At 68.8% G+C, this 21,233-nt stretch carries 23 protein-coding genes; 9 read left to right on the top strand and 14 right to left on the bottom strand.

Annotation, left to right across the window (positions count from 1 at the left end; translation table 11 throughout):
- The first annotated feature begins 76 nt into the window (after positions 1–76).
- Positions 77–1,477: a DUF3604 domain-containing protein gene (locus VG899_05010; protein ID HWA65712.1), complete on the top strand. Its 1,401-nt coding sequence runs from the start codon at positions 77–79 to the stop codon at positions 1,475–1,477.
- Positions 1,478–1,486: 9 nt separating this feature from the next.
- On the opposite strand, the gene VG899_05005 is transcribed toward VG899_05010, so the two are convergent.
- Together VG899_05005 and sodN are read right to left on the bottom strand one after the other, a co-directional pair.
- A complete protein-coding gene (locus VG899_05005) occupies positions 1,487–1,945 on the bottom strand; it encodes a GNAT family N-acetyltransferase (GenBank protein HWA65711.1) in 459 nt (152 codons plus the stop codon).
- Between the two features lie 19 nt (positions 1,946–1,964).
- Positions 1,965–2,366 carry a superoxide dismutase, Ni gene (gene sodN / locus VG899_05000; protein ID HWA65710.1) on the bottom strand — a complete coding sequence of 134 codons (402 nt, stop codon included), beginning with the start codon at positions 2,364–2,366 and terminating at the stop codon, positions 1,965–1,967.
- 80 nt (positions 2,367–2,446) lie between these two features.
- On the opposite strand from sodN, the gene VG899_04995 reads away from it, so the two are divergent.
- Both VG899_04995 and VG899_04990 read left to right on the top strand, forming a co-directional pair.
- A complete protein-coding gene (locus VG899_04995; GenBank protein ID HWA65709.1) occupies positions 2,447–2,755 on the top strand; it encodes a S24/S26 family peptidase in 309 nt (102 codons plus the stop codon).
- A gap of 167 nt (positions 2,756–2,922) precedes the next feature.
- Positions 2,923–3,780 carry a DUF559 domain-containing protein gene (locus tag VG899_04990; GenBank protein ID HWA65708.1) on the top strand — a complete coding sequence of 286 codons (858 nt, stop codon included), beginning with the start codon at positions 2,923–2,925 and terminating at the stop codon, positions 3,778–3,780.
- A gap of 95 nt (positions 3,781–3,875) precedes the next feature.
- Here the strand turns inward: VG899_04990 and VG899_04985 are convergent, their stop codons facing one another.
- Genes VG899_04985 through VG899_04975 form a run of 3 tightly spaced genes read right to left on the bottom strand, consistent with a single transcriptional unit; the run spans position 3,876 to position 6,536 of the window.
- Positions 3,876–4,643 carry an amino acid ABC transporter ATP-binding protein gene (locus VG899_04985; protein ID HWA65707.1) on the bottom strand — a complete coding sequence of 256 codons (768 nt, stop codon included), beginning with the start codon at positions 4,641–4,643 and terminating at the stop codon, positions 3,876–3,878.
- Positions 4,640–5,593, bottom strand: coding sequence for an amino acid ABC transporter permease (locus VG899_04980; GenBank protein ID HWA65706.1), 954 nt, complete (start codon positions 5,591–5,593; stop codon positions 4,640–4,642). The genes VG899_04985 and VG899_04980 overlap by 4 nt, the downstream gene beginning before the upstream one ends.
- A 22-nt stretch (positions 5,594–5,615) precedes the next feature.
- Entirely contained in the window at positions 5,616–6,536 is a 921-nt protein-coding gene (locus tag VG899_04975) for an ABC transporter substrate-binding protein (GenBank protein HWA65705.1), read from the bottom strand.
- 288 nt (positions 6,537–6,824) lie between these two features.
- On the opposite strand from VG899_04975, the gene VG899_04970 reads away from it, so the two are divergent.
- On the top strand, positions 6,825–7,988 hold the full coding sequence (locus VG899_04970) for an NADP-dependent malic enzyme (protein ID HWA65704.1): 1,164 nt from the start codon (positions 6,825–6,827) through the stop codon (positions 7,986–7,988).
- A 47-nt stretch (positions 7,989–8,035) separates the two neighbouring features.
- The gene (locus VG899_04965) at positions 8,036–9,004 is read left to right on the top strand and encodes a zinc-binding dehydrogenase (GenBank protein ID HWA65703.1); all 969 of its coding nucleotides are present in this window, start codon (positions 8,036–8,038) and stop codon (positions 9,002–9,004) included.
- A gap of 13 nt (positions 9,005–9,017) precedes the next feature.
- On the opposite strand, the gene VG899_04960 is transcribed toward VG899_04965, so the two are convergent.
- The 4 genes from VG899_04960 to VG899_04945 form a co-directional block, all read right to left on the bottom strand.
- Positions 9,018–9,194, bottom strand: a complete 177-nt coding sequence (locus VG899_04960; GenBank protein HWA65702.1) for a DUF6104 family protein — start codon at positions 9,192–9,194, stop codon at positions 9,018–9,020.
- A 9-nt stretch (positions 9,195–9,203) separates the two neighbouring features.
- Positions 9,204–12,827, bottom strand: coding sequence for a multifunctional oxoglutarate decarboxylase/oxoglutarate dehydrogenase thiamine pyrophosphate-binding subunit/dihydrolipoyllysine-residue succinyltransferase subunit (locus VG899_04955; protein ID HWA65701.1), 3,624 nt, complete (start codon positions 12,825–12,827; stop codon positions 9,204–9,206).
- Between the two features lie 42 nt (positions 12,828–12,869).
- The gene (locus VG899_04950) at positions 12,870–13,151 is read right to left on the bottom strand and encodes a hypothetical protein (protein ID HWA65700.1); all 282 of its coding nucleotides are present in this window, start codon (positions 13,149–13,151) and stop codon (positions 12,870–12,872) included.
- Positions 13,152–13,271: 120 nt separating this feature from the next.
- Positions 13,272–13,793 carry a hypothetical protein gene (locus VG899_04945; GenBank protein ID HWA65699.1) on the bottom strand — a complete coding sequence of 174 codons (522 nt, stop codon included), beginning with the start codon at positions 13,791–13,793 and terminating at the stop codon, positions 13,272–13,274.
- Positions 13,794–13,921: 128 nt separating this feature from the next.
- On the opposite strand from VG899_04945, the gene VG899_04940 reads away from it, so the two are divergent.
- Genes VG899_04940 through VG899_04930 form a run of 3 tightly spaced genes read left to right on the top strand, consistent with a single transcriptional unit; the run spans position 13,922 to position 16,841 of the window.
- Positions 13,922–15,391, top strand: a complete 1,470-nt coding sequence (locus VG899_04940; protein ID HWA65698.1) for an MFS transporter — start codon at positions 13,922–13,924, stop codon at positions 15,389–15,391.
- Positions 15,388–16,053 carry an ACT domain-containing protein gene (locus VG899_04935; protein HWA65697.1) on the top strand — a complete coding sequence of 222 codons (666 nt, stop codon included), beginning with the start codon at positions 15,388–15,390 and terminating at the stop codon, positions 16,051–16,053. The genes VG899_04940 and VG899_04935 overlap by 4 nt, the downstream gene beginning before the upstream one ends.
- The gene (locus VG899_04930; protein ID HWA65696.1) at positions 16,050–16,841 is read left to right on the top strand and encodes a lysophospholipid acyltransferase family protein; all 792 of its coding nucleotides are present in this window, start codon (positions 16,050–16,052) and stop codon (positions 16,839–16,841) included. Before VG899_04935 ends, VG899_04930 begins: the two co-directional genes overlap by 4 nt.
- Here the strand turns inward: VG899_04930 and VG899_04925 are convergent.
- Together VG899_04925 and VG899_04920 are read right to left on the bottom strand one after the other, a co-directional pair.
- Positions 16,838–18,262 carry an MFS transporter gene (locus VG899_04925; GenBank protein HWA65695.1) on the bottom strand — a complete coding sequence of 475 codons (1,425 nt, stop codon included), beginning with the start codon at positions 18,260–18,262 and terminating at the stop codon, positions 16,838–16,840. The genes VG899_04930 and VG899_04925 overlap by 4 nt on opposite strands.
- A complete protein-coding gene (locus tag VG899_04920) occupies positions 18,153–18,611 on the bottom strand; it encodes a MaoC family dehydratase N-terminal domain-containing protein (GenBank protein ID HWA65694.1) in 459 nt (152 codons plus the stop codon). Before VG899_04920 ends, VG899_04925 begins: the two co-directional genes overlap by 110 nt.
- A gap of 91 nt (positions 18,612–18,702) precedes the next feature.
- Here VG899_04920 and VG899_04915 point away from each other — a divergent pair, with 91 nt between their 5' ends.
- A complete protein-coding gene (locus VG899_04915; GenBank protein HWA65693.1) occupies positions 18,703–20,094 on the top strand; it encodes a wax ester/triacylglycerol synthase family O-acyltransferase in 1,392 nt (463 codons plus the stop codon).
- Here VG899_04915 and VG899_04910 read toward each other — a convergent pair.
- From VG899_04910 to VG899_04900, 3 genes are all read right to left on the bottom strand, one after another.
- Positions 20,091–20,495 carry a VOC family protein gene (locus tag VG899_04910; GenBank protein ID HWA65692.1) on the bottom strand — a complete coding sequence of 135 codons (405 nt, stop codon included), beginning with the start codon at positions 20,493–20,495 and terminating at the stop codon, positions 20,091–20,093. The genes VG899_04915 and VG899_04910 overlap by 4 nt on opposite strands.
- Positions 20,496–20,505: 10 nt before the next feature.
- Positions 20,506–20,925, bottom strand: a complete 420-nt coding sequence (locus VG899_04905; protein ID HWA65691.1) for a helix-turn-helix transcriptional regulator — start codon at positions 20,923–20,925, stop codon at positions 20,506–20,508.
- Positions 20,926–20,972: 47 nt separating this feature from the next.
- On the bottom strand, positions 20,973–21,233 hold a 261-nt coding region (locus VG899_04900; GenBank protein HWA65690.1), incomplete at its 5' end, for an acyl-CoA dehydrogenase.

Raw genomic sequence — 21,233 nt, 5'->3', positions numbered from 1 at the left:
TGTACGTGGTGGTCGCCGCGATCTGGCTCATTCCGGACCGGAGGATAGAGAATCAGGTCGTCGAAAGGGTCAAGCCATGAGGCGCTTGCAGCGACGCACCTTCGTCAAGGCAATGGCGCTCGCCGGAGGGGCTGCTGCGGTGCACCCCGCGTTCGGTGCCACGCTCGGTGGCCTCGACGGCGGCGACGGCGCGTCACGCCGGTCCCGGCTCGACGCGACCCGCTCACTGACCTTGGTGCACTCCGACCTGCACAACCACAGCTTCATCTCCGGCGACGCGGAGGGCGACCCCTACAAGGCGCTGCACCACCTCAAGGCGGCCGGCCTGGACGTCGCCTGCATGACCGAGCACGCCGTTTCGGGTGGCTACGGCCTCGGCGAGCACGTGTGCTCGAAGTGGCAGGACGGCGGTTGCCGGTTCATCACCGGCATCGACGACGACGACTGGCAGACGATGGCCAAGATCGCCGACGAGGCTTACGAGCCGGGCAAGTTCGTGTCGTTCCGCGGGTTCGAGTACAGCACCCCGACGATCGGGCACATCAGCGTGTTCTTCGGGCAGGACTTCACCGACCCGTTGCACGAAGGCGCGCTGGTGACCGGCTCCGAGGTTGCTCAGGCGTACCGGGTGTTCCCACCGCTCGAACCGATCAGCCCGCTGTTCGCGGCGCTGCCCAACACGGCCGAGATCACCCCCTTCTACGAGTGGCTGACCACGCCACCGGGGACGGGCCTGCTCGGTGGTGGCGCGGACGCGATTGCGAGCTTCAACCACCCGGGCTACTTCGGGAACTTCCAGAACTTCCTCTACCACCACAAAGCCGCGAAGCAGATCTTCCTGATCGAAGGCTTCAACGCGATCACCTTCGACGGCGGCGCGAGCCACGACGCCACCGACTACTTCTGGTACGGCCGCGACTCCAAGCTGCCGCAACCGTTCAACGCCTGCTTCAACGCCGGCTGGAAGGTCGGCTTCAGCGGGGTGAGCGACGAGCACTCCGGCACTTACGGGCAGACCGGCAAGGGTCGCGGCGGTCTCTACGTCAAACACCTGACGCGGGAAGGCGTGCGTCGCGCGATCATGACCCGGCGTACCTTCGGCACGCGCGAGCCGGGACTGCGAGTCGACGCGACCGCAAACGGTGTGCCGATGGGCTCCGAGATGTCGCACAAGGGCAAGCCGCTGCACATCAAGCTCGACATCGACCGCGGTCCGGCGTGGGTCGGGAAGAAGCTCTACGTCCAGGTCATCGGCCCGGGCGCGGACGACCCGGTGCTGCATGAGGTGTTCCCGGTCGCCGTGCCGGGCGACGACAAGCCCGTCATCGAGTTCACGGTCAAGCCGCGAGGGTCGTGGATGTTCCTGCGGATCTGCGACCCGAAGCGTGCCAACGACCCACTGGGAATCAAGCCGTTCGAGGACGCGACGTACGGCGGTGCGACGGCGTACGTCAGTCCGTGGTACTTCCGGGACTGACGAGCGCCTTCACAGGCTGATCCGCCAGGTCGTCCACTCATCCATCGGCGTCGCGCCGAGGCTTCGGTAGAAACCTTGGGCGGGCTCGTTCCAGTCGAGTACCGACCACTCGACCCGGCCGTAGCCGCGGCCCTTCGCGATGTCCACGAGGGTGGTCAGCAGCGCCTTGCCCAGGCCGCTGCCGCGGGCGCTCGGCCGGACGAACAGGTCCTCGAGATAGATTCCGTGGCGGCCCTTCCAGGTCGAGAAGTTCAAAAACCACAGCGCGAAACCGACCACTTCGCCGTCTAGTTCGGCGACGTGACAGAACGCCGCGGGAGCCGGCCCGAACAACGCTGCGCGCAGGTCCGCTTCGGTGGCTTCCGCGGCGTCAGGCTCGCGCTCGTACTCCGCGAGCTCGCGGACCAGCGAGACGACGACGGGTACGTCGGCTTCGCGCGCAGGGCGGATCGCCGACGTACCCGTCATGGTCGGTCGCTGACCTGACCTAGGCCTTCTTGGTCTCCCAGAAGATCTTGTCGATCTCGGCGATCTGGTCGAGCAGCTTCTGGCCCTCGGCCGGGTCGACCTTGCCCTTGCCGCCCGCGGCGCCGGCCTGCTTGGTGGCGTCGTTGAACAGCTGGTGCAGCTGCGGGTACTTCTCGAAGTGCGGCGGCTTGAAGTAGTCGGTCCAGAGCACCCAGAGGTGGTGCTTGACCAGCTCGGCGCGCTGCTCCTTGATGACCAGCGCCCGGGCGCGGAAGACCGGGTCGTCGTTGTCCTGGTACTTCTCCATGATTGCCTTGACCGACTCGGCCTCGATGCGGGCCTGGGCGGGGTCGTAGACGCCGCAGGGCAGGTCGCAGTGGGCGGAGACGACGAGGCGCGGGCGGCGCGTCGTACGAACCATCAGGTCCTCCTGGACTCGGCTCTTCATCTTCACTAGGACACTATTCCGCGACCGAACGTCGCTACACACCGGGAGTGATCATGAGGCTGCGGCTCGCCGTGGTCCGTGGCCCGTCGATGGTCCCCACGTTGCGTGACGGCGACCGGATCCTGGTCCGGCTCGGAGTGCGCGGTGCTGTGGGCAGCGTGGTAGTTGTCGCCCTGCCGGACCGGCCGCTGTCGGTGAAGCGGCTTCGTGCCGTCGAGGCCGACGGCACAGTCCGCGTCGAAGGCGACAACCCGTACGGCAGCACCGACAGCCGATCGCTCGGTGCGCTCCCAGCCGGCGCGCTCGCCGGCGTCGTACTCGCCCGCCTCTGGCCCCACCCCACCCTCCTCCGTTCGAAGTAGCACACAACCCACCACGAAATGTCGCGCTTCTGGCGTGATGTCCGGATCCGGGGCCGGGTTGTGTGCTACTTCGAACCGGCGATCCACGGGTCGTGGGGGCGGGGGCGTTGTCCACAGGGGGCTCGGCGACGGTTCGCTGCGGCGAGGCGGTGGACGACGTTGGCGGCATGTTCGAGCCGCATCGGGTCATTCACCGCAACGAGATACTGGCCACCGGTACGACGGGGCGCCAGATCACTGAGCTCGTGGCACTCGGTGTGCTGACCAGGCTGTGGCGGGGCTTCTACACGACCGGTGATCCCGTCGCCCTGCCGGATCCGCGCGGTGTCACCCGTTCGATGCGGGTGGCGCTCAGCCACGAGTCCGCCGCGGCTTGGTACGGCGTCGACCTCGCGAAGCCGGTGGACCGGCTCCACGTGGTGGCACCGCGCAACCGAGGCCGCCGTGCCGATGACGCGCCCGGCGTACGCATCCATCGCGCCGATCTGGCCGGCTCCGACGTACGCGTGGTTCGCGGCGTACGTGTCACGGCCCCCGAACGCACGGTTGCCGACGTCGCGCGGGTCGCGCCTCTGGCGGAGGCGGTAGCGGTCGCCGACGGGTTCCTTCGCCGCCGCCTCACGACACAGTCACGGTTGCTGGAATACGTCGCACCGCCCGGTCGCCCGCAAGCGGTTCGGGTGGCGAAGCTCGCAGACCCGCGGGCGGCGTCGGTGTTTGAGTCGATCACGCGCGTCTGCCTCGTCGAAGCCGGCATCCATACGCCGATCAGCCAGTTCACCGTGGTCGATCGAAGCGGTGGGTGGATCGGGCGGGTCGACTTCGCGTGGCCCGAGTTCCGGCTGGTCCTCGAGTGCGACGGGTTCGAGCACCATTCGAGCCGCGAGGCCTTCAACCGAGACCGGCGCCGATGGAACGCGTTGTGGCGGGCAGGTTGGCGTGTCGCCGTCGTGACCTGGCACGACGTGGTGGCGGATCCGGCGTACGTCGTCGACCTCGTCGCGGCTCACCTTGCTGCCGCCTGACCGAAGCAGCACACAACCCGCCGCGAAATGTCGCGCTTCTGGCGTGATGTCCGGATCCGGGGCCGGGTTGTGTGCTACTTCGAACCGGCGAGGGGCTAGAGGACGTTGCTCAGGAAGGCGCGGGTGCGCTCGTGCTGCGGGTCGTCGATGACGTCTCTCGGTACGCCGGACTCGACGACCACGCCGTCGTCCATGAACACCAGCCGGTCGCCGACCTCACGCGCAAAGCCCATCTCGTGGGTGACGACGAACATCGTCATCCCGGACTGGGCCAGGTCGCGCATGACCGCAAGCACTTCACCGACGAGCTCGGGGTCGAGAGCGCTCGTCGGCTCGTCGAACAGCATCAGCTTCGGGTCCATCGCGAGCGCTCGCGCGATCGCGACGCGTTGCTGCTGACCACCGGACAGCTGCCGCGGATAGGCGTTCTCCCGGCCGCCGAGCCCGACCTGGCTCAACAGCTGACGGCCGCGCTCGGCGGCCTCGTCCTTGTCGACGCCCTTCACGTGAACCGGGGCCTCGACGATGTTGCCCAGCACCGTCATGTGGGGGAACAGGTTGAACTGCTGGAACACCATCCCGATCTCGGCGCGTTTGCGGGCGACGTCTCGTTCCCGGAGCTCGTAGAGCTTGCCGCCGCGTTCCTCGTAGCCGACCAGCTCGCCATCGACTTCCAACCGGCCGGCGTTGATCTTCTCGAGGTGGTTGATGCAGCGCAGCAGCGTGGACTTGCCCGACCCCGACGGCCCGATGACGCACATCACCTCGCCGCGCCCGACCTCGAGGTTGATGCCGCGCAACACCTCGTGTGCGCCGTAACGTTTGCGGACGCCTGCTGCCCGCACCATCGGCCGGTCGCTCATCGCCGGCCTCCGGTTGCCGATTCTGCGGGCTGCGGCTGCGGACGGATGTAACGAACCGCCCGCCACAACCGTTGCGCGAGCGTGTCCTGCGGCTGGCCGAAGACGGTCCCGCGACCGTAGCGACGCTCCAGGAAGTACTGGCCGACCGTCAGCACCGAGGTGATCGCGAGGTACCACAAGCTCGCCATGATCAGCAGCGGGACGGTCGCGTAGTTGACGTTGATGATGGCCTGGGTCTGCTGGAGCAGCTCAGGCACCGCGATCGCGCTGACCAGCGACGTCGTCTTCAGCATGGAGATCGTCTCGTTGCCGGTCGGCGGGATGATGACCCGCATCGCTTGCGGCAACACGATGCGACGTGTGACCAGCGCGCTCGACATGCCGAGTGCGGAGGCCGCCTGCGCCTGACCAGGGTCGACCGACAGGATTCCGGCGCGCACGATCTCTGCCATGTACGCCGCCTCGTTCAGCCCCAACGCGAGGATGCCTGCCATCAGGGGCGTGACGATGGAGTTGAAGTTCGCCGTGGCGAAGGTCGGGCCGAACGGGATGCCGATCGAGATGCGCGGATAGAGGTAGGACAGGTCGTACCAGAGCAGGATCTGCACGAACACCGGAGTGCCGCGGAACGCCCAGATGTAGAACCAGCTCGCGCTCGACATCACCGGGTTCGCCGACAGTCGCATTACCGCCAGCAACGTGCCGCCGACGATGCCGATCGCCATCGCCGCACCGGTCAGCTCGAGCGTCACGAGTACGCCGCGCAACACCGGCGAGGTGAAGCCGTACTGGCCGATGTAGTGCCAGCCGTAACGACTGTTCGTGACGAACGAGTTGACGAGCATCGCCACCAGGACGGCGACGACGAACGTCGCGAGCCAACGGCCGGGATGCCGGACCGGCACCGCCTTGATCTCGGAGGTGCCGGTCCGGTCGTCCTCGATCGTCACGCGCAGCTGCTCGCGCTGGCTGCTAGCTGATCGCTCCGTTGAGCCCGGGGTTCGTGATGCCGCCGCTGGTCAGCCCCCACTTGCTGAGGATCTGTCCGTAGCTGCCGTCGGCGATCAGCGCCTCGAGCGCGTCCTTGACGGCGACGTCCAAGGTGCCGTCGCTCTTCGGTACGGCGATGCCGTACGGCGCAGTGCCGTACGACGTGCCGACCAGCTTGAACGCGCCGTTGGACTGCTTGACCTGGTAGGCCGCGACCGGCGAGTCGGCCATGCTGACGTCGGCTCGCCCGGAGCTCAGCGCGAGGTTCGCCTCGTTCTGCGTGCTGAACGACTCGACGTCGACGGCCGCCTTCCCTGCGCTGGTGCAGGTCTTCGACTGCTTGTTCGCGTCCTGCTCCTCCGTCGTACCGCTCTCGACGGAGACCTTCAGCCCGCACAGGCTGTCCAGCCCGGTGACCGCGGGACCGCCCGCCGACTTCTCGAAGAACGAGGTGCCGGCGCTGAAGTAGTCGACGAAGTTGACCTGCTGCTCGCGGGCCTTCGTGTCGGTGAACGACGACATGCCGAGGTCGTACCGGCCGTCGACGAGACCCGGGATGATCGCGTCGAAGGTGACGTTCTTGACGGTGACCTTCAGGCCGAGTTCGCGGCCGAGCGCCTGCGCGAGGTCGGCGTCCATGCCCTGGACGGTGGTGCCGTCGGCGGCGAGGAACTCGTCCGGCGCGTAGGACGCGTCGGCGGCGACGACGAGCGTGCCCTTGCTCTTGATGGCGGCGGGCACCTCGGCGACCGCTGCGGCGTTCGTCCCGGCGGAGGTCGCCGGACTGACGGTGGAGCCGCCGGGGGAGCCCCCTGAGGAACTGCTTCCGCACGCGGCAGCGGCGCCCAGGGTCAGCGCGATGACGCCGGCGGTCACGATCGGACGGCGCGAAACACTCGGCATGCGGGCTCCTTGTTCTCGAAACAGCAAGATCGAAAGATTTTCTTGCCCCGCATTGTGCCCTGCGCGCTGCCAAGTTGTGCACCTCGTCACAGTGGCAACCGTTGGCGGGTACGCCGGGCGGCGAGTATGACAAGATTGACGGGTACCGGGTGATCCCCGCACACCGTGACCTTCGGCGACCGGGTCGTGTCTGACCAGTGTCGCCGGTGCCCGATCGGCACTGACCACTCCGACCTCGCCGCGGCCCGTGGCGTTGATGAGGCTTCCATGGCTGTGGAGACTTTGACGATGACGTCGCGTGACGACACCCCGCTGTACGCGCTGCACAAGGGCGGCAAGATCGAGACCGTCTCCACGGTGCCGCTGCGCAACCGCGATGACTTGTCCCTGGCATACACGCCCGGGGTCGCCGAGGTCTGCCTCGCCATCGAAGCCGAGCCGGAGCTGGTCAACGACTACACCTGGAAGAACAGCGTCGTCGCCGTCGTGACCGACGGTACGGCGGTCCTCGGTCTCGGTGACATCGGCCCCGAGGCGTCCCTGCCGGTGATGGAGGGCAAGGCGCTGCTGTTCAAGCAGTTCGGCGGCGTCAACTCGGTGCCCATCGCGCTCGCCACCAAGGACGTCGACGAGATCGTCGAGACGGTGGTCCGGCTCGCGCCGAGCTTCGGTGGGATCAACCTCGAAGACATCAGCGCGCCGCGGTGCTTCGAGATCGAGGACCGGCTCAAAGCGGCGCTCGACATCCCGGTGTTCCACGACGACCAGCACGGCACCGCAATCGTGGCGCTCGCCGCCATGAAGAACGCGGCGCGGCTGACCGGGCGTTCGCTGGCTGATCTGCGGGCCGTCGTGTCCGGTGCCGGCGCGGCCGGCGTCGCGGTGACCAAGATCCTGCTCGAGGCCGGCATCGGTGACATCGCCATCGCCGACAGCAAGGGCATCGTGCACCGCGGCCGAACCGACCTGACGCCGATCAAGCGGACGATGGCGGAGCTCACCAACAAGGGTGGCTACACCAGCACGATCGAGGACGCGATGGTCGGTGCCGACGTCTACATCGGCTTGTCGGCCGGCAAGGTCGACGAAAGCGACGTCGCCAAGCTCGCGCCTGAGGCGATGATCTTCGCGATGGCGAATCCGGACCCGGAGATCCACCCCGACGTGGCGAAGCACTACGCCCGAGTCGTCGCGACCGGCCGTAGTGACTTCCCGAACCAGATCAACAACGTGCTGGCCTTCCCGGGGGTCTTCCGCGGTGCCCTCGACGTGCGCGCAAGCGCGATCACCGAGGGCATGAAGCTTGCCGCCGCGAACGCGCTGTGCGAGGTCGTCGGCGACGACGTTGCCGAGGAGTACGTCATCCCGAGCGTGTTCGACCCGCGGGTCGGGCCGGCAGTGGCTGCGGCAGTCGCGGAATGCGCGCGTACGGAGGGCGTGGCGCGCATCTGACGAGCCTGCCGAGAACGCCGTTTCCGGCGATCGGTAAGGTCTGCTCCATGCTTGCTGCTTACGCCGCCCGGGCGTCCGACGACAACCCGCTGTCCGCACTCGAGGTCGGCGAGATCGAGCCGCCGCCGGCCCCCGAAGGCTGGGTGCCGGTCCAGGTGAAGGCGGCGGCCCTCAACCACCACGACATCTGGTCGCTGCGCGGCGTCGGCCTTCCCGAGGACAAGCTGCCGATGATCCTCGGCTGTGACGCGGCCGGCATCGATCCTGAGGGCAACGAGGTCGTCGTACACGCCGTGATCGGTGACGCGTCGCGTGGTGGCGGCGACGAGACGCTCGACCCGAAGCGCTCGCTGCTGTCGGAGGTCCACCCCGGCACGCTGGCGGAGACGGTGTGGGTGCCCGCGGGCAACGTCGTCGCGAAGCCGTCGGCCCTGTCGTGGGAAGAGGCCGGTTCGCTGTCCACCGCATGGCTGACCGCCTGGCGCATGCTGCACACCAAGGCGCAGGTCGCGGAAGGCCAGACGATCCTGGTGCAGGGCGCCGGCGGCGGTGTCGCGACTGCGGCCATCGCGCTCGGGAAGGCCGCGGGCGTGCGGGTCTGGGCGACCTCGCGCAGCGAGGCGAAGCGAGCCAAGGCCGAAGAGCTCGGCGCCGACCAGACCTTCGAGCCGGGAGGCCGCCTGCCGGAGCGCGTGGACGCGGTCATCGAGACCGTGGGCGACGCCACGTTCGGTCACTCGCTGAAGTCGATCCGCCCCGGCGGCCGCGTCGTCGTCTGCGGCTCGACCAGTGGTGGCGTCACGTCGCTCGAGCTGCAGCGGACGTTCTTCCTGCAGCTGGAGATCCTCGGCTCCACGATGGGTACGAAGGCCGAGCTCGAGGCCATGCTCGCGTTCATGGTGGACAAGGGCGTCAAGCCGCCGATCGACTCGACCTACCCGTTGGCCGAGGGCAAGGCGGCGATGGCGAAGCTGTACGACGGCGACGTCTTCGGCAAGATCGTCCTCACCAACTAGGTGCCGTGCGGGGCTAGTCGTCCTCGTCGTCCACGCGCGCCAGCCAGGTCGCGAGTCGCTCGATCGGCGTCTCGAACTCCGGGTTGAGATCGACGAAGGTGCGCAGTCGCTCTGCGATCTCGGCGAGGGTGACGCTCTCCTCGCCGCGGCGTGACTCGAGCTCTTCGATCCCGCGGTCGGTGAAGTACATCCGCGGTCCTCAGGCGAAGGCGGCGTCGAGCAGGGCCTCCTGCTCGGCCTCGTGCATGTTGTGTGAGCCGGTCGACGGTGCGGCGGAGGCGTTGCGGGAGACCCGCGACAGCGGCCGGATGCCGGGCTGCTCCTGCATGCGCAGGGTGACGAACGGCCAGGCGCCCTGGTTGGCCGGCTCCTCCTGCACCCACACGAGCTCGGCGTCGTCGGGATAGGCGGCGAGCGCCGCGGAGATCTCGATGGTCGGCAGCGGGTAGAGCCGTTCAAGGCGCAGGATCGCGACGTCGTCACGGCCGAGCGCCGCGCGCTTCTTCGCCAGGTCGTAGTACACCTTGCCGCTGCAAAGCAGGATCCGGCGGATGCGTGCTGCGTTGTCGGTCGGCTCGGTGATCACGGTCTGGAACCGGCCGCTGGTGAACTCCTGTGGCATCGACGTGGCGGCCTTCAGGCGCAGCATCGACTTCGGCGTGAAGACGATCAACGGTCGTTTGCGGGCGCCCATCGTGTGCAGCCGCAACAGGTGGAAGTAGTTGGCCGGGGTGCTGGGCATGGCGATCACCCAGTTGCCCTCGGCGGACATCGACAGGTAGCGCTCGATCCGAGCTGAGGAGTGGTCGGGACCCTGGCCTTCGTAGCCGTGGGGGAGCAGCAGGACGACGTTGGAACGCTGACCCCACTTCACCTCGCTCGCCGAGATGAACTCGTCGATCACCTCCTGAGCGCCGTTCGCGAAGTCGCCGAACTGCGCCTCCCACATCACCAGCGCCTCAGGTCGGGCGACCGAGTAGCCGTACTCGAAGCCCATCGCGGCGTACTCGGAGAGCAGCGAGTCGTAGACGTAGAGCGGCGCCTGGTTTTCGGACAGGTTCGCCAGCGGCGTGTATTCGGCGCCAGTACGCCGGTCGACGAGCACCGCGTGGCGCTGACCGAACGTGCCGCGCCGCGAGTCCTGGCCGGCCAGCCGGACCGGGATCCCGTCCATCAGCAGGGAGCCGAACGCGAGGGTCTCCGCCATCGCCCAGTCGATGCCGCCGGCGGTGACCATCTGCGCGCGCCGTTCGAGCTGGGGCAGCAGGCGCGGATGCACCGTGAAGCCGTCGGGCACCGAGATCTGGGCGTCGCCGATTCGCTTCAGCGTCTCGACGCTGACCGTGGTCACGGGTGGTTCGCCGGCGGGGAGCTCCGGGATCGCCTCTCGCGGCGGTGGCGTGAACTCGCGCGCCTCGGCGAAGACCCGCTCGAGCTGGTCCTGGTAGTCCCGCAGGGCGGCCTCGGCGTCTTCGACGGTGATGTCGCCGCGCCCGATCAGCGACTCCGTGTAGAGCTTGCGGACGCTTCGCTTGGCGTCGATCAGGTCGTACATCAGCGGCTGCGTGAAGCTCGGCTCGTCCACCTCGCTGTGGCCCCGGCGGCGGTAGCACAGCATGTCGATGACGACGTCCTTCTTGAACGCCTGCCGGAAGTCGTAGGCGAGCTCGGCGACGCGCACCACGGCTTCCGGGTCGTCGCCGTTCGCGTGGAAGATCGGCGCTTGGATCATGCGCGCGACGTCCGTGCAGTAGACGCTCGAGCGGGCGCTCGCCGGTGAGGTGGTGAAGCCGACCTGGTTGTTGATGACGACGTGCACCGAGCCGCCGGTCCGGTAGCCGCGCAGCTGCGAGAGGTTCAGCGTCTCCGCGACCACGCCCTGCCCGGCGAACGCGGCGTCGCCGTGGATCAGGATTGGCAGCACGGTGTAGCCGTCCGCGCCGCGGTTGATCATGTCCTGCTTGGCGCGCGCGATCCCTTCGACGACGGGGTCGACGGTTTCCAGGTGCGACGGGTTCGAGGCGAGCATGACCTTGACCGTCTGGCCGTCGATCGCCGTATACGTGCCCTCGGCGCCGAGGTGGTACTTCACGTCACCGGAGCCGTGCGCGGTCTTCGGGTCGAGGTTGCCTTCGAACTCCGAGAAGATCTGGCTGAACGACTTGCCGACGATGTTGGTCAGGACGTTGAGCCGGCCACGATGGGCCATCCCGATCACGACCTCGTCCATGTCGTCGTGCGCGGCCGCGGACACGACGGCGTCGAGCAACGGGATCACGGACTCGCCGCCTTCGAGCGAGAACCGCTTCTGGCCGACGAACTTGGTCTGCAGGAACGTCTCGAACGCCTCGGCCTGGTTGAGCTTGCCGAGGATGCGGATCTGCTCCTCGCGCTCCGGACTCGAGTGCGGGCGCTCCACGCGCTCCTGGATCCAGCGGCGCTGGGCCGGGTCCTGGATGTGCATGTACTCGATGCCGACGGTCCGGCAGTAGGAGTCGCGAAGTACGCCGAGGATCTCGCGCAGCTTCATCAGTGAGTGGCCGCCGAAGCCGCCGCACGGGAACTCGCGGTCTAGGTCCCACAGCGTCAGCCCGTGCTTGACCACGTCGAGATCGGGATGGCGTCGCAGCTCGAACTCGAGCGGGTTGGTATCGGCCATGAGATGGCCACGCACCCGGTAGGCGTGAATCAGCTCGATCACCCGGGCCGGCTTGCCGACCTCCTCGTCGTGGCTGACCGCGATGTCGGTCGTCCAGCGGATCGGCTCGTAGGGGATGCGCAGCGCGTCGAAGACGTCGTCCCAGAGCTCGTCGCCGAGCAGCAGCTCGTGGATGCGGCGCAGGAACTCGCCGGACTCGGCGCCCTGGATGATCCGGTGGTCGTAGGTGGACGTGAGCGTGATCACCTTGCTGACCGCGATCCGGGCGAGGGTCTCCGCCGAGGCGCCTTGATATTCGGCGGGGTACTCGAGCGCACCGACGCCGATGATCGCGCCCTGGCCGGCCATCAGCCGCGGCACCGAGTGAACCGTGCCGATGGTGCCCGGGTTGGTCAGGCTGATCGTGGTGCCCGCGAAGTCGTCGGCGGTCAGCTTGCCGGTCCGTGCTTTGCGGACGACGTCTTCGTAGGCGGACCAGAACTTCGCGAAGTCGAGGGTGTCGGCGTTGCGGATGCACGGCACGACGAGGGAGTGGCTGCCGTCGTCCTTCGTCAGGTCGATCGCGAGCCCGAGGTTGACGTGTTCCGGCTCGACGACCGCCGGCTTGCCGTCGACCTCGGCGTACGCGTGGTTCATCACCGGCATCGACTCGAGTGCCCGCACCACGGCGAAGCCGATCAGGTGGGTGAAGCTCACCTTGCCGCCGCGACCGCGGCGGAGATGGTTGTTGATGACCGTTCGGTTGTCGATCAGCAGCTTCGCCGGCACGCCGCGAACGCTGGTCGCGGTGGGGACGTGCAGGCTCGCTTCCATGTTCGCGACAGTCCGCGCGGCGGCGCCCTTCAGCGCCCGGCTCGGCGGGGCGCCGGTCGCGGTCGGCGTGGTCGCCGGTGCGGCCGGAGGCGCCGTCCCATTCGTCGGCGGGGCGCTGGCCGGTGGGGCCGGCGCCACGGGCGCGGTGGCGGCGCCCACGTTGTCGCCTGCTGGCGCGGCGGGCGTCGGCCGGCTGCTGTCGACCGGCGTGTTTCCCGGCGAGTAGTCCGCGAAGAAGTCCCACCAGGCCTTGTCGACCGAGTTCGGGTCCTTCAAGTACGACTGGTACATCTCGAGGACCAGCCACTCGTTGGGGCCGAATCCCGCGAACTTCTCCGCGTCGACGCTCACGTCGACATCGCCTCTTTCAGCTGTGCGTGTGTTGACCCCAGGCTAATGCGGCCGTCGATGAAGGAACTTCAGGCCGCTCCACACCTCGTCGATCGCGGCGATCTTCACGTCCACCAGCCCGGTCGTGAGACCCGCGCGGCGTACCTCCGCCTCGCCGACGTCGGTCACGACGCCGCTGGCGCGTTTCGGCCAAGCCAGCCACAGCGCGCCGCCGGGCGACAGGCGCGTCGGCGTCCGGGCGACGTGCAGGTCCAGGGAGCGGTGGTCGCGGCAGAACGCAACGATTACGTCGTAGGGAGCCCGGCCCGCCCGCCGGTGCGGCACGAACAGCTGGGCGGCGACGAGCGCGGGAACCGGGCCGAGGACGAGGCAGCGGGTCTGCTCGTCGACGCCGAGCTTGCGGGCGAGTGGGGTAGCGGAGCCGTCAGCCGGGCTGATCTGCGGCTACCCGAGGCTGTAGTTCAGCGTCAGGGTGGTCTTGCCCGCGCCCCGGTCCTGGCCGGTGAGGTTGCCGCTCGCACCGGCGTAGTCACCCGAGCCGCCGACGACGCTGCCGGTCACCTGGGCGGTCCTGATGTCCAGCGTCTCGTTCACCAGCAGGACGCCACCGCGCAACGCGATCGCGCCGTTGCACACCTCGCTGGGCGCAGCGCCGTTGACGCCGGTGCAGGTGAGTGCCGCGGTGCCGATCACTCTCGTAGAGCTCGGGCGGTTCACGGCGTCGCTGAAGACCTGGTGTCGTGCGTCGAGCTTGACCACGCCGGCGGTCTGGGTAACCAGCCGCAGCGTCGTGGGCAGGTGGAGGATCGGCGCGGGCTTCTGCGGTACGGCGGCGGCCGGCACTGCCGCCGGCGCGTCGGGCAGGCTCGGCGCACCGGAGGCGGTCGCCCCGACGATCGCTGCTCCGCCGATCGCGACGGCGATGACGCCACTCGCGATCATCGCGAGGATGCTCCGCGGGGACACGGCGGCTCCAATTCGTCGACGGACGGGATGTGTCTCGGCGAGGCTTTCTGGGTCCCGCGCGAGGTTCCTGCCTCCATGATGCTTGATGACCGTCTTCGGCGTGCGCGGTCGGCTGGTTGGATTGGGCCATGCATCCCTCGGCGGCGACGGCCCGGTCGCGACCTGAGGTGCACCCGAACCTCGCCCTGACCGTGATCGCCGCCGCCCAGCTGATGGTGGTGCTCGACGCCACCATCGTGAACATCGCGCTTCCCGACATCCATCGCGCGCTGCACTTCTCGGCCAACGGCCTGTCGTGGGTGCTCAACGCCTACACCCTCGTCTTCGGTGGCTTGTTGCTGCTCGGCGGGCGAACCGGAGACCTGTTCGGACGGCGCCGGATGTTCATCATCGGGGTCTCGTTGTTCGGCGCCGCGAGCTTGCTCGGCGGGTTCGCGCAGGACAAGGGCTGGCTCATCGCGATGCGAGCGCTGCAGGGCGTCGGGGGCGCCATCGCCTCACCGACCGCACTGTCCCTCGTCGCGACGACGTTCGAGGAGGGTCCGGCGCGCAACCGGGCGCTCGGGGTCTACGCCGCAGTGTCAGGTGCCGGCGCCGCAATCGGGCTGATCCTCGGCGGTGTGCTCACCGACCTGCTGTCCTGGCGCTGGGTGCTGTTCGTCAACGCGCCCATCGGGTTGTTCATCGCGACGATGGCTCCTCGGGTCATCCCCGAGTCGCAGTCCGGCGACGCCGGCTCATTGGATGTGCCCGGCGCACTCACCTCGACGGCAGGGATGGCCGCCCTCGTGTACGGGTTCATCCACGCGGCCTCCGACGGGTGGGGCGAGCGGACCACCCTCGTCTCGTTTGCGTTGGCCGCCGTACTGCTGACCGGTTTCATCGCCACCGAGACGCAGTCGCGCCGGCCGTTGATGCCGCTTCGGCTGTTTCGAGACCGCACCCGCGTGGGCTGCTACCTCGTGATGCTCGTCCTCGGCGCCGCCGTGTTCGCGACCTTCTACTTCCTGACGCAGTACATCCAGCAAGTCCACGGCTTCTCGCCACTCGAGGCGGGGTTCTGCTTCCTGCCGATGAGTGTGGTGATCCTGACGATGGCTCAGATCGTCAGCCGGATCGTCACCCGAGTCGGGCCCCAGATCCTGATCCCGGCCGGGACGATCCTCGCCGGCTTCGGGCTGCTGCTGTTGGCGTCGCTGACCCCGTCGTCGTCCTACGCGTTGCACGTCCTGCCCGCGATCATCCTGGTCGCCGCAGGGATGGGCTGCATCTTCGTGCCGATCACCCTCGGCGCGGTCTCCGGCGTGCGGCCGGAGGACTCCGGCATCGCCTCCGCGATGCTCAACGTCGGCCAGCAGGTCGGCGGGACACTCGGCCTGTCGGCACTCGTCGCGGTGTCGTCGGCGGCAGCGCGGCACGCCGCGTCGACGCCCGGCGGGCGGCACGGCGTCGCCCTCACGCACTACGTGTTCACCCGCGGCGCAGATGCCGCGTTTCGCGTAGGTGCGTTGTTCGCGCTGGTCGGACTGGTAGCGGCCTTCGTGCTGATCCGGGTGACGCCGGACGCCGAAGCACCGTCTGATGGAGTGCACTTATGAGTGGCGGCGCCAGCTTTCTGCTGCGGATGCGCCTGCCCGACCAGCCCGGTGTCCTGGGCCGGGTGGCGACCGCGCTCGGCAACGTCGGTGCGGACATCGAGAGCATCGTGGTCGTTGACCGGGACCGTGGCCATGCGGTGGACGACCTCATTGTCGGGCTGCCGGCGGGTGCCCTCGCAGACCGGTTGGTGTCCGCGGTGACGTCGGTGAGCGGTGTCGTCGTGGAGAGCTTCCAGCGCCACCACGGCAGACGGCGGCTCTACGACGACCTGACCTTGCTCGACGATGCGCTGTCCAGCAGCGCGCCGCTACAGGCGCTTGTCGACGGCCTTCCCGAGCTGCTACAGGTGAGCTACGCGATCGTTGCCGCCGCGGCGCCTGACGGCGCGACCGTCACGGCGACGAGCGCCGGCGCCCCCGACGCGGTCATGCGTGACTGGCTGCCGATCGCGGCGGCCGAGCCGCTGGCGGCGACCGTCGTCTGGGACGACCCGGGGGCGGCAGGTCCGGACTGCGAGCTGCTGGCGGCGCCGTTTCGCGACCGCTGCGCGCTCCTGCTCGGCCGCATCGGCGGTCCGCCGTTCCTGCCCGCCGAACAGACTCGGGTGTCTCACCTGACACGGCTGGCGCAGGCGCTGCTCGCGGAGGAGGTCCAGTCATGACGAGGCCACGACAGCGGGAATGGGTCTACCGGCCGGTGATCCGCGTCGCGCTGACCTTGTTCCGGCTGCTGGGGTTTCGCTTCACGATCGAAGGCGTCGAGCAGATCCCGGCCTCCGGTGGGGCGGTGCTGGCCTGCAACCACGTCAGCTACTTCGACTTCATGTTCGTGGGCCTGCCTGCGCACTATCGCGCCCGGCGGCTGGTCAGGTTCATGGCGAAGAAGTCCGTCTTCGACAATCCGGTCTCCGGCCCGCTCATGCGGGGCATGCACCACATCCCGGTGGACCGTGCTGCCGGCGCTGCGGCGTATCGCTCCGCCGTCGAGGCGCTGAAGGCCGGAGAGCTCGTCGGGGTGTTCCCCGAGTCGACGATCAGCCGCGCCTTCGTGCCGCGTGAGATCAAGTCCGGTGCCGCCCGAATGGCGATCGAGGCCGGAGTGCCGCTGATCCCCGTCGTGGTCTGGGGCGGCCACCGGGTGTGGACCACTGGCCGCAAGCCGAAGCTGCAACGCGGCGTACCGGTGGTCATCGAGGTCGCAGCGCCGATGCAGATCGCCGCGGACGCAACGGTCGCGGATCTCACCGTGGCCCTTCATGCCGAGCTGACGGCGCTCGTCGAGAAGGTGCAGGCGTCCTACCCCGCGCCGGTCTCGGCGGACGAACAGTGGTGGCAGCCGGCGCATCTCGGCGGTGGCGCGCCGACGCTCGAGGAGGCCAAGCCGATCGAGGCGGCCGCCGTCGAGGCGCGTGCGGCCAAGCAGGCGGCCAAGCGCGCGAAGCGCTCCTAGCCCGCCGACCGGGCGCGCGCCTCGGCTCGGCGCAGCATCCGCAGCAGCGGGATGGTGAGCAGAATCGGTACGCCGATCATCGGCCACATCGCCGCGTAACCGTGCGTCGAGGACAGCGTCGAGCTGAAAGCCGAGATCACCGCCCCGACGAGCACCGGGCCGAGGACCACCCCCGTGCCGCGTGAGAAGTCCACGATTCCCGCGGCCGCGCCCTGATTGGTCTCGGGCGCAAGCGTGAACGCCAGTGCCTGCGGCAGGGTCATCAGGATCGACCCGGCGATCGACCCGATCGGCAGCAGGACCAGCATCGGCGCGATCGACCGCGGGAAGAACGCCACGCACAGCAGCACCCCGTAGACCAGGGCCGAGACCTCCATCACGCGCACGATGCCGAACCGCTCCGCCAGTCGACCGGCAAGTGGCGCACCGATCACGTAGGCGACCGCGACGACCGTCATCACCGTGGAGGCGAGCGCGTGCGACCGGTCGAGGCCGGTCGTGATGTAGAGGACGATCGCGAACTTCAGGCCGGCGAAGCTGTACTCCCAGATCGCGTTCGCGACGGAGAACCACTGCAGCGGCCGGTTGTGCACCAGCAGCTCGGCGACCGGGTTGCCGGTGTCACGCTCGACCCGCGGCGGTTCCGGCAGCCGGCGGCTGAGCCGATGAACCGGTCGCAACGGCAGTGTCGCGACGCCGAGCATGCCGGCGGCCAGCACGAACGGCAGTGGCTTCCAGATGGAGTACAAGAAGCCACCGGACACGAGAGCGAGTCCGGTCCCGACGCCGCGCATGATGCCCTGACTGGACTGCGCCCTGGGCAGCAGTCGCTTGGGCAGCAGGTCGGCGTAGATCGCCCGGTACGGCGGATAGAACAGGTAGTAGCCGACGAAGAACAGCAGGATCGAGACGCCCGCGAACTGCAGGTTCGTCGCCAGGGTCAGCAGCACCAGACCGGCCGCGGCCAACGGCGCCCCCACCATCACGAACGGCATGCGTCGGCCGAACCTCGTCCCGCCGCTGATCCGGTCCGAGAGGAACCCGGCGAACAGCGGGATGACGAGCGCGAACGCCCCCTCGCCGCCGAACAGCGCACCGATCTTCGCAGTCGAGGAGTGCTTGAGCGTGGCGAGACTGCTCGGGCCGTACGTCGTCAGGATAGTGATCGCGAAGGCGAGACCGATCGTCGGCAGCCCGAGCGTCAGGAGCAGCGGCTGCGCGTCGTGTGACGTGGTGTCGCCGGTCGGCAGCTCGAGCGCGAGAAGCCTGCGGTGGAACGGGAAGGAGGCCGGCTTGCTCGCCGCCGTCGCCTCAGGCGCCGGCAGCTGTCCCTCGCGACACGACGACGTTGGTGGCCTCGCAGACGAGCTCGCCTGCGGTCGTCCGGATCTCCATGCGCATCGCCATGAGCTCGTTGGCACCGGCGTCGCGGATGTCATCGATGTACGTCGTGGCGGTCAGCTCGTCACCGGGGCGTACCGGGCGGTGATGCACGAACTTCTGCTCGCCGTGCACGACTCGGCTGTAGTCCAGGCCAAGGTCCGCGTCCGCCATCGCGCCGCGACCGCCGAGCGAGAAGCCGAGGGTGGTCAGGAAGGTCGGGGGAGCGATGACGTCGGGGTGACCCGCGGCCTGCGCCGCAGCCTTGTCGCGGTAGATCGGGTTCGGATCGCCGATGGCGTCCGCGAAGCGCTTGATGTGCTCGCGCCCCACCTCGAACGTGCCGTCGGATGCGTACGACCTACCGATGAAGTCACGGTTCAACGGCATGGCATCCTCCTGAAACCCCCGGCGACAGCGCGGTTCGAACCTATCAGCGAGCCGTCGGGCGCCAGTCGGCTGTGTAGCGTTCCGGGATGTCATGAGGCAGCTGTCCGGCGTCGACGCACTTCACGTTCTGGAAGAGAACGCGCGCCAGCACATGCACACCATCAAGATCGCGGTGCTCGGCCCGCGTGTCGGCGTACCGGTCCCGGCCGAGGAGCTGCGAGCGTGGGCACGCGAACGACTGCCGCGGATCCCGCCATTGCGCTGGCAGGTGCGCAAGATCCCGCTGGGGCTCGGCAGGCCGGTCTTCATCGATGTCGGCCCTTTCGACGTCGATCGCCACGTCACGGTCGAGACGATCGAGTCGCCCGGGACCGACGAGCAGCTCGACGCGGTGGTCTCGCGCATCGCCAGCCGCCAGCTGCCGCGTGACCGGCCGCTGTGGGACCTGACCGTGCTGGAAGGCCTCTCAGGGGGCCGCGTCGCGCTGGTGTTCAAGATCCACCACTCGATCATGGACGGTCAGGCGAGCGTGCGGTTCTTCGAGCTGGCCTTCGACGGCGGGGCTCCCGAGTCGCTCGGCGAGGTGCCCGATGCGGGCGAGCCGATCCCGACCGGCGGGCAGCTGATCAGGTTCGCGTTGAAAGCGCAGGCCAGCCAGTACCGCCAAGTGCTCGCCGTCACCCGGCGCTCGATCAGCTCGGTCCGGTTCAACCGGGCGCACCGCAAATCCGGTGCGCCGCCGATCGTCAACCCGATGGCGGGCCCGTCGACCCACTTCAACCAGCGGCTGCTCTCGGACCGGATCTACGTGGATTTGACGGTGCCGCTCGCCTCGATCAGAGCGCTGTCGTCCGCGTCCGGCGCAACCGTGAACGACGTGTTCGTCACGTTGTGCGGCGGGGCGCTGCGGCGCTATCTCGCCGAGCACGGCAGGCCCCTCGACCGCTCGTTGACCACGTCGATGCCGGTGTCGCTCCGCACGCCCGAGGAGCTCGACAGCTGGGGCAACCGGATGTCGTACTGGTACGTCTCGCTGGGCTCGGACATTGCCGACCCGATGGAGCGGCTGGCCAAGGTGAAGGACAGCGTCGGTGCGGCGCGGGCGTGGGCGCAGGGCGACACGGAGCTGTTCGCGGTGTGGCAGGACTACTACCTGGTGTTCGCCAAGATGACGTTGAAGTCGCTCGGCGTCGTGCAGCGTGTGGTGGGCCGCCCGCTGTTCAACGTGGTGGTCTCCAACGTGCGCGGGCCACGAGAGCTCTCGCTGGCCGGGGCGCCGGTGGTGGCGGTGCGGTCGATGGGGCCCATCACGCTGCTGATCGGCCTGAACATCACGGCGTGGAGCTATCGCGACGACTTCTCGGTCGGCATGCAGTCCTGTCGTGAGTTCATGCCCGACCTGCGGCGGCTCGGGGATCACTTCAAGGCGGAGCTCGACGCGTTCACTGCGGCGATCGCCGCTCCGCCGGCGCCGAGCCGCTAGGCCTGCGCGATGCGGATCATGTTGCCGGCGGGGTCCCGTACGGCCGCGTCGCGGACTCCCCAGAACTGGTCGGCCGGCTCTTGGAGGACTTCGACGCCGGGCGCTGCCGCCACCTTGTCGAACGTCGCGTCGAGGTCATCCGCGCGCAGCTGAAGCATGTTCAGCGACCCCTTCGCGAGCAACGCAGCGAGCGCGTCGCCGTCCTCCTGGGAGCGGCCGCCGTGCGGCTGCGACAGCACGATGGACAGCCCGGGCTGGGCCTGGCAGGTGAGGGTGATCCAGCTGAACCCACCCTGGTCGACCCGGTTGGCCACCTCGAAGCCCAGGGTGTCCCGGTAGAAGGCCAGCGCGGCCTCGGGGTCGTCGACTGTGACGTGTACGCCGCTGACGGAGATGCTCATGGCCTCGACCCTAAGAGCGTCGCCGTACCCCTGCTTCTTCGAAACTGCTCGACCGGGAGGGCGTGGGCTTTCCAGGCTTGGACCGCTCGCGCGGTGGCCGACCGACCACCATCGCCTGGCACGATGTGAGGCCGCGCATGTCGTCGTGGTTGCGAGCGCGGTAGTCCGAGGGGGTCTCGCCCACGATCTCGGTGAACCGGGAGGAGAACGACCCCAGGCTGGAGCAGCCGACCGCGAAGCACACGTCGGTGACGCTTTGGTCGCCGTGGCGCAGCAGTGCCTTCGCGCGCTCGATGCGGCGAGTCATGAGATAGGAGTACGGCGTCTCGGAGTAGACCTCGCGGAAGCGGCGGCTGAAGTGGGCGGTCGACATCAGCGCCGTACGCGCGAGCGCCGCGACGTCGAGCGGTTGGGCGTACTCCCGGTCCATCCGGTCGCGAGCCCGCCGCAGCCGCCGAAGCTCGTCGAGATCCTGCGTCACAGCGTGACGGCGTCGCCGGCGTCGTGGTGGTTCTCGAGGACCTCGCCGAGTTCGGCCAACAGCGCCGAAGCGCCGCCCAGCAGGAGCTCGATCTGCTTGCCCCACAGGAAGTACCGGTGCACCGGATAGGTGATGTCCGCGCCCATGCCGCCATGGAGGTGCTGGGTGATGTGGACGGCGTGCTGGCCGGCCTCGGCGGCCCACCACGCGGCGGTGAGGACGTCCAGCGCGGCGTCGGTTCCCTGGTCCAGCCGCCA

It is taken from the genome of Mycobacteriales bacterium, assembly GCA_035550055.1.
In the GTDB taxonomy this organism is placed as follows: Bacteria; Actinomycetota; Actinomycetes; order JAFAQI01; family JAFAQI01; genus DASZTV01.
This window is presented reverse-complemented; position numbering and strand designations above follow the sequence as displayed.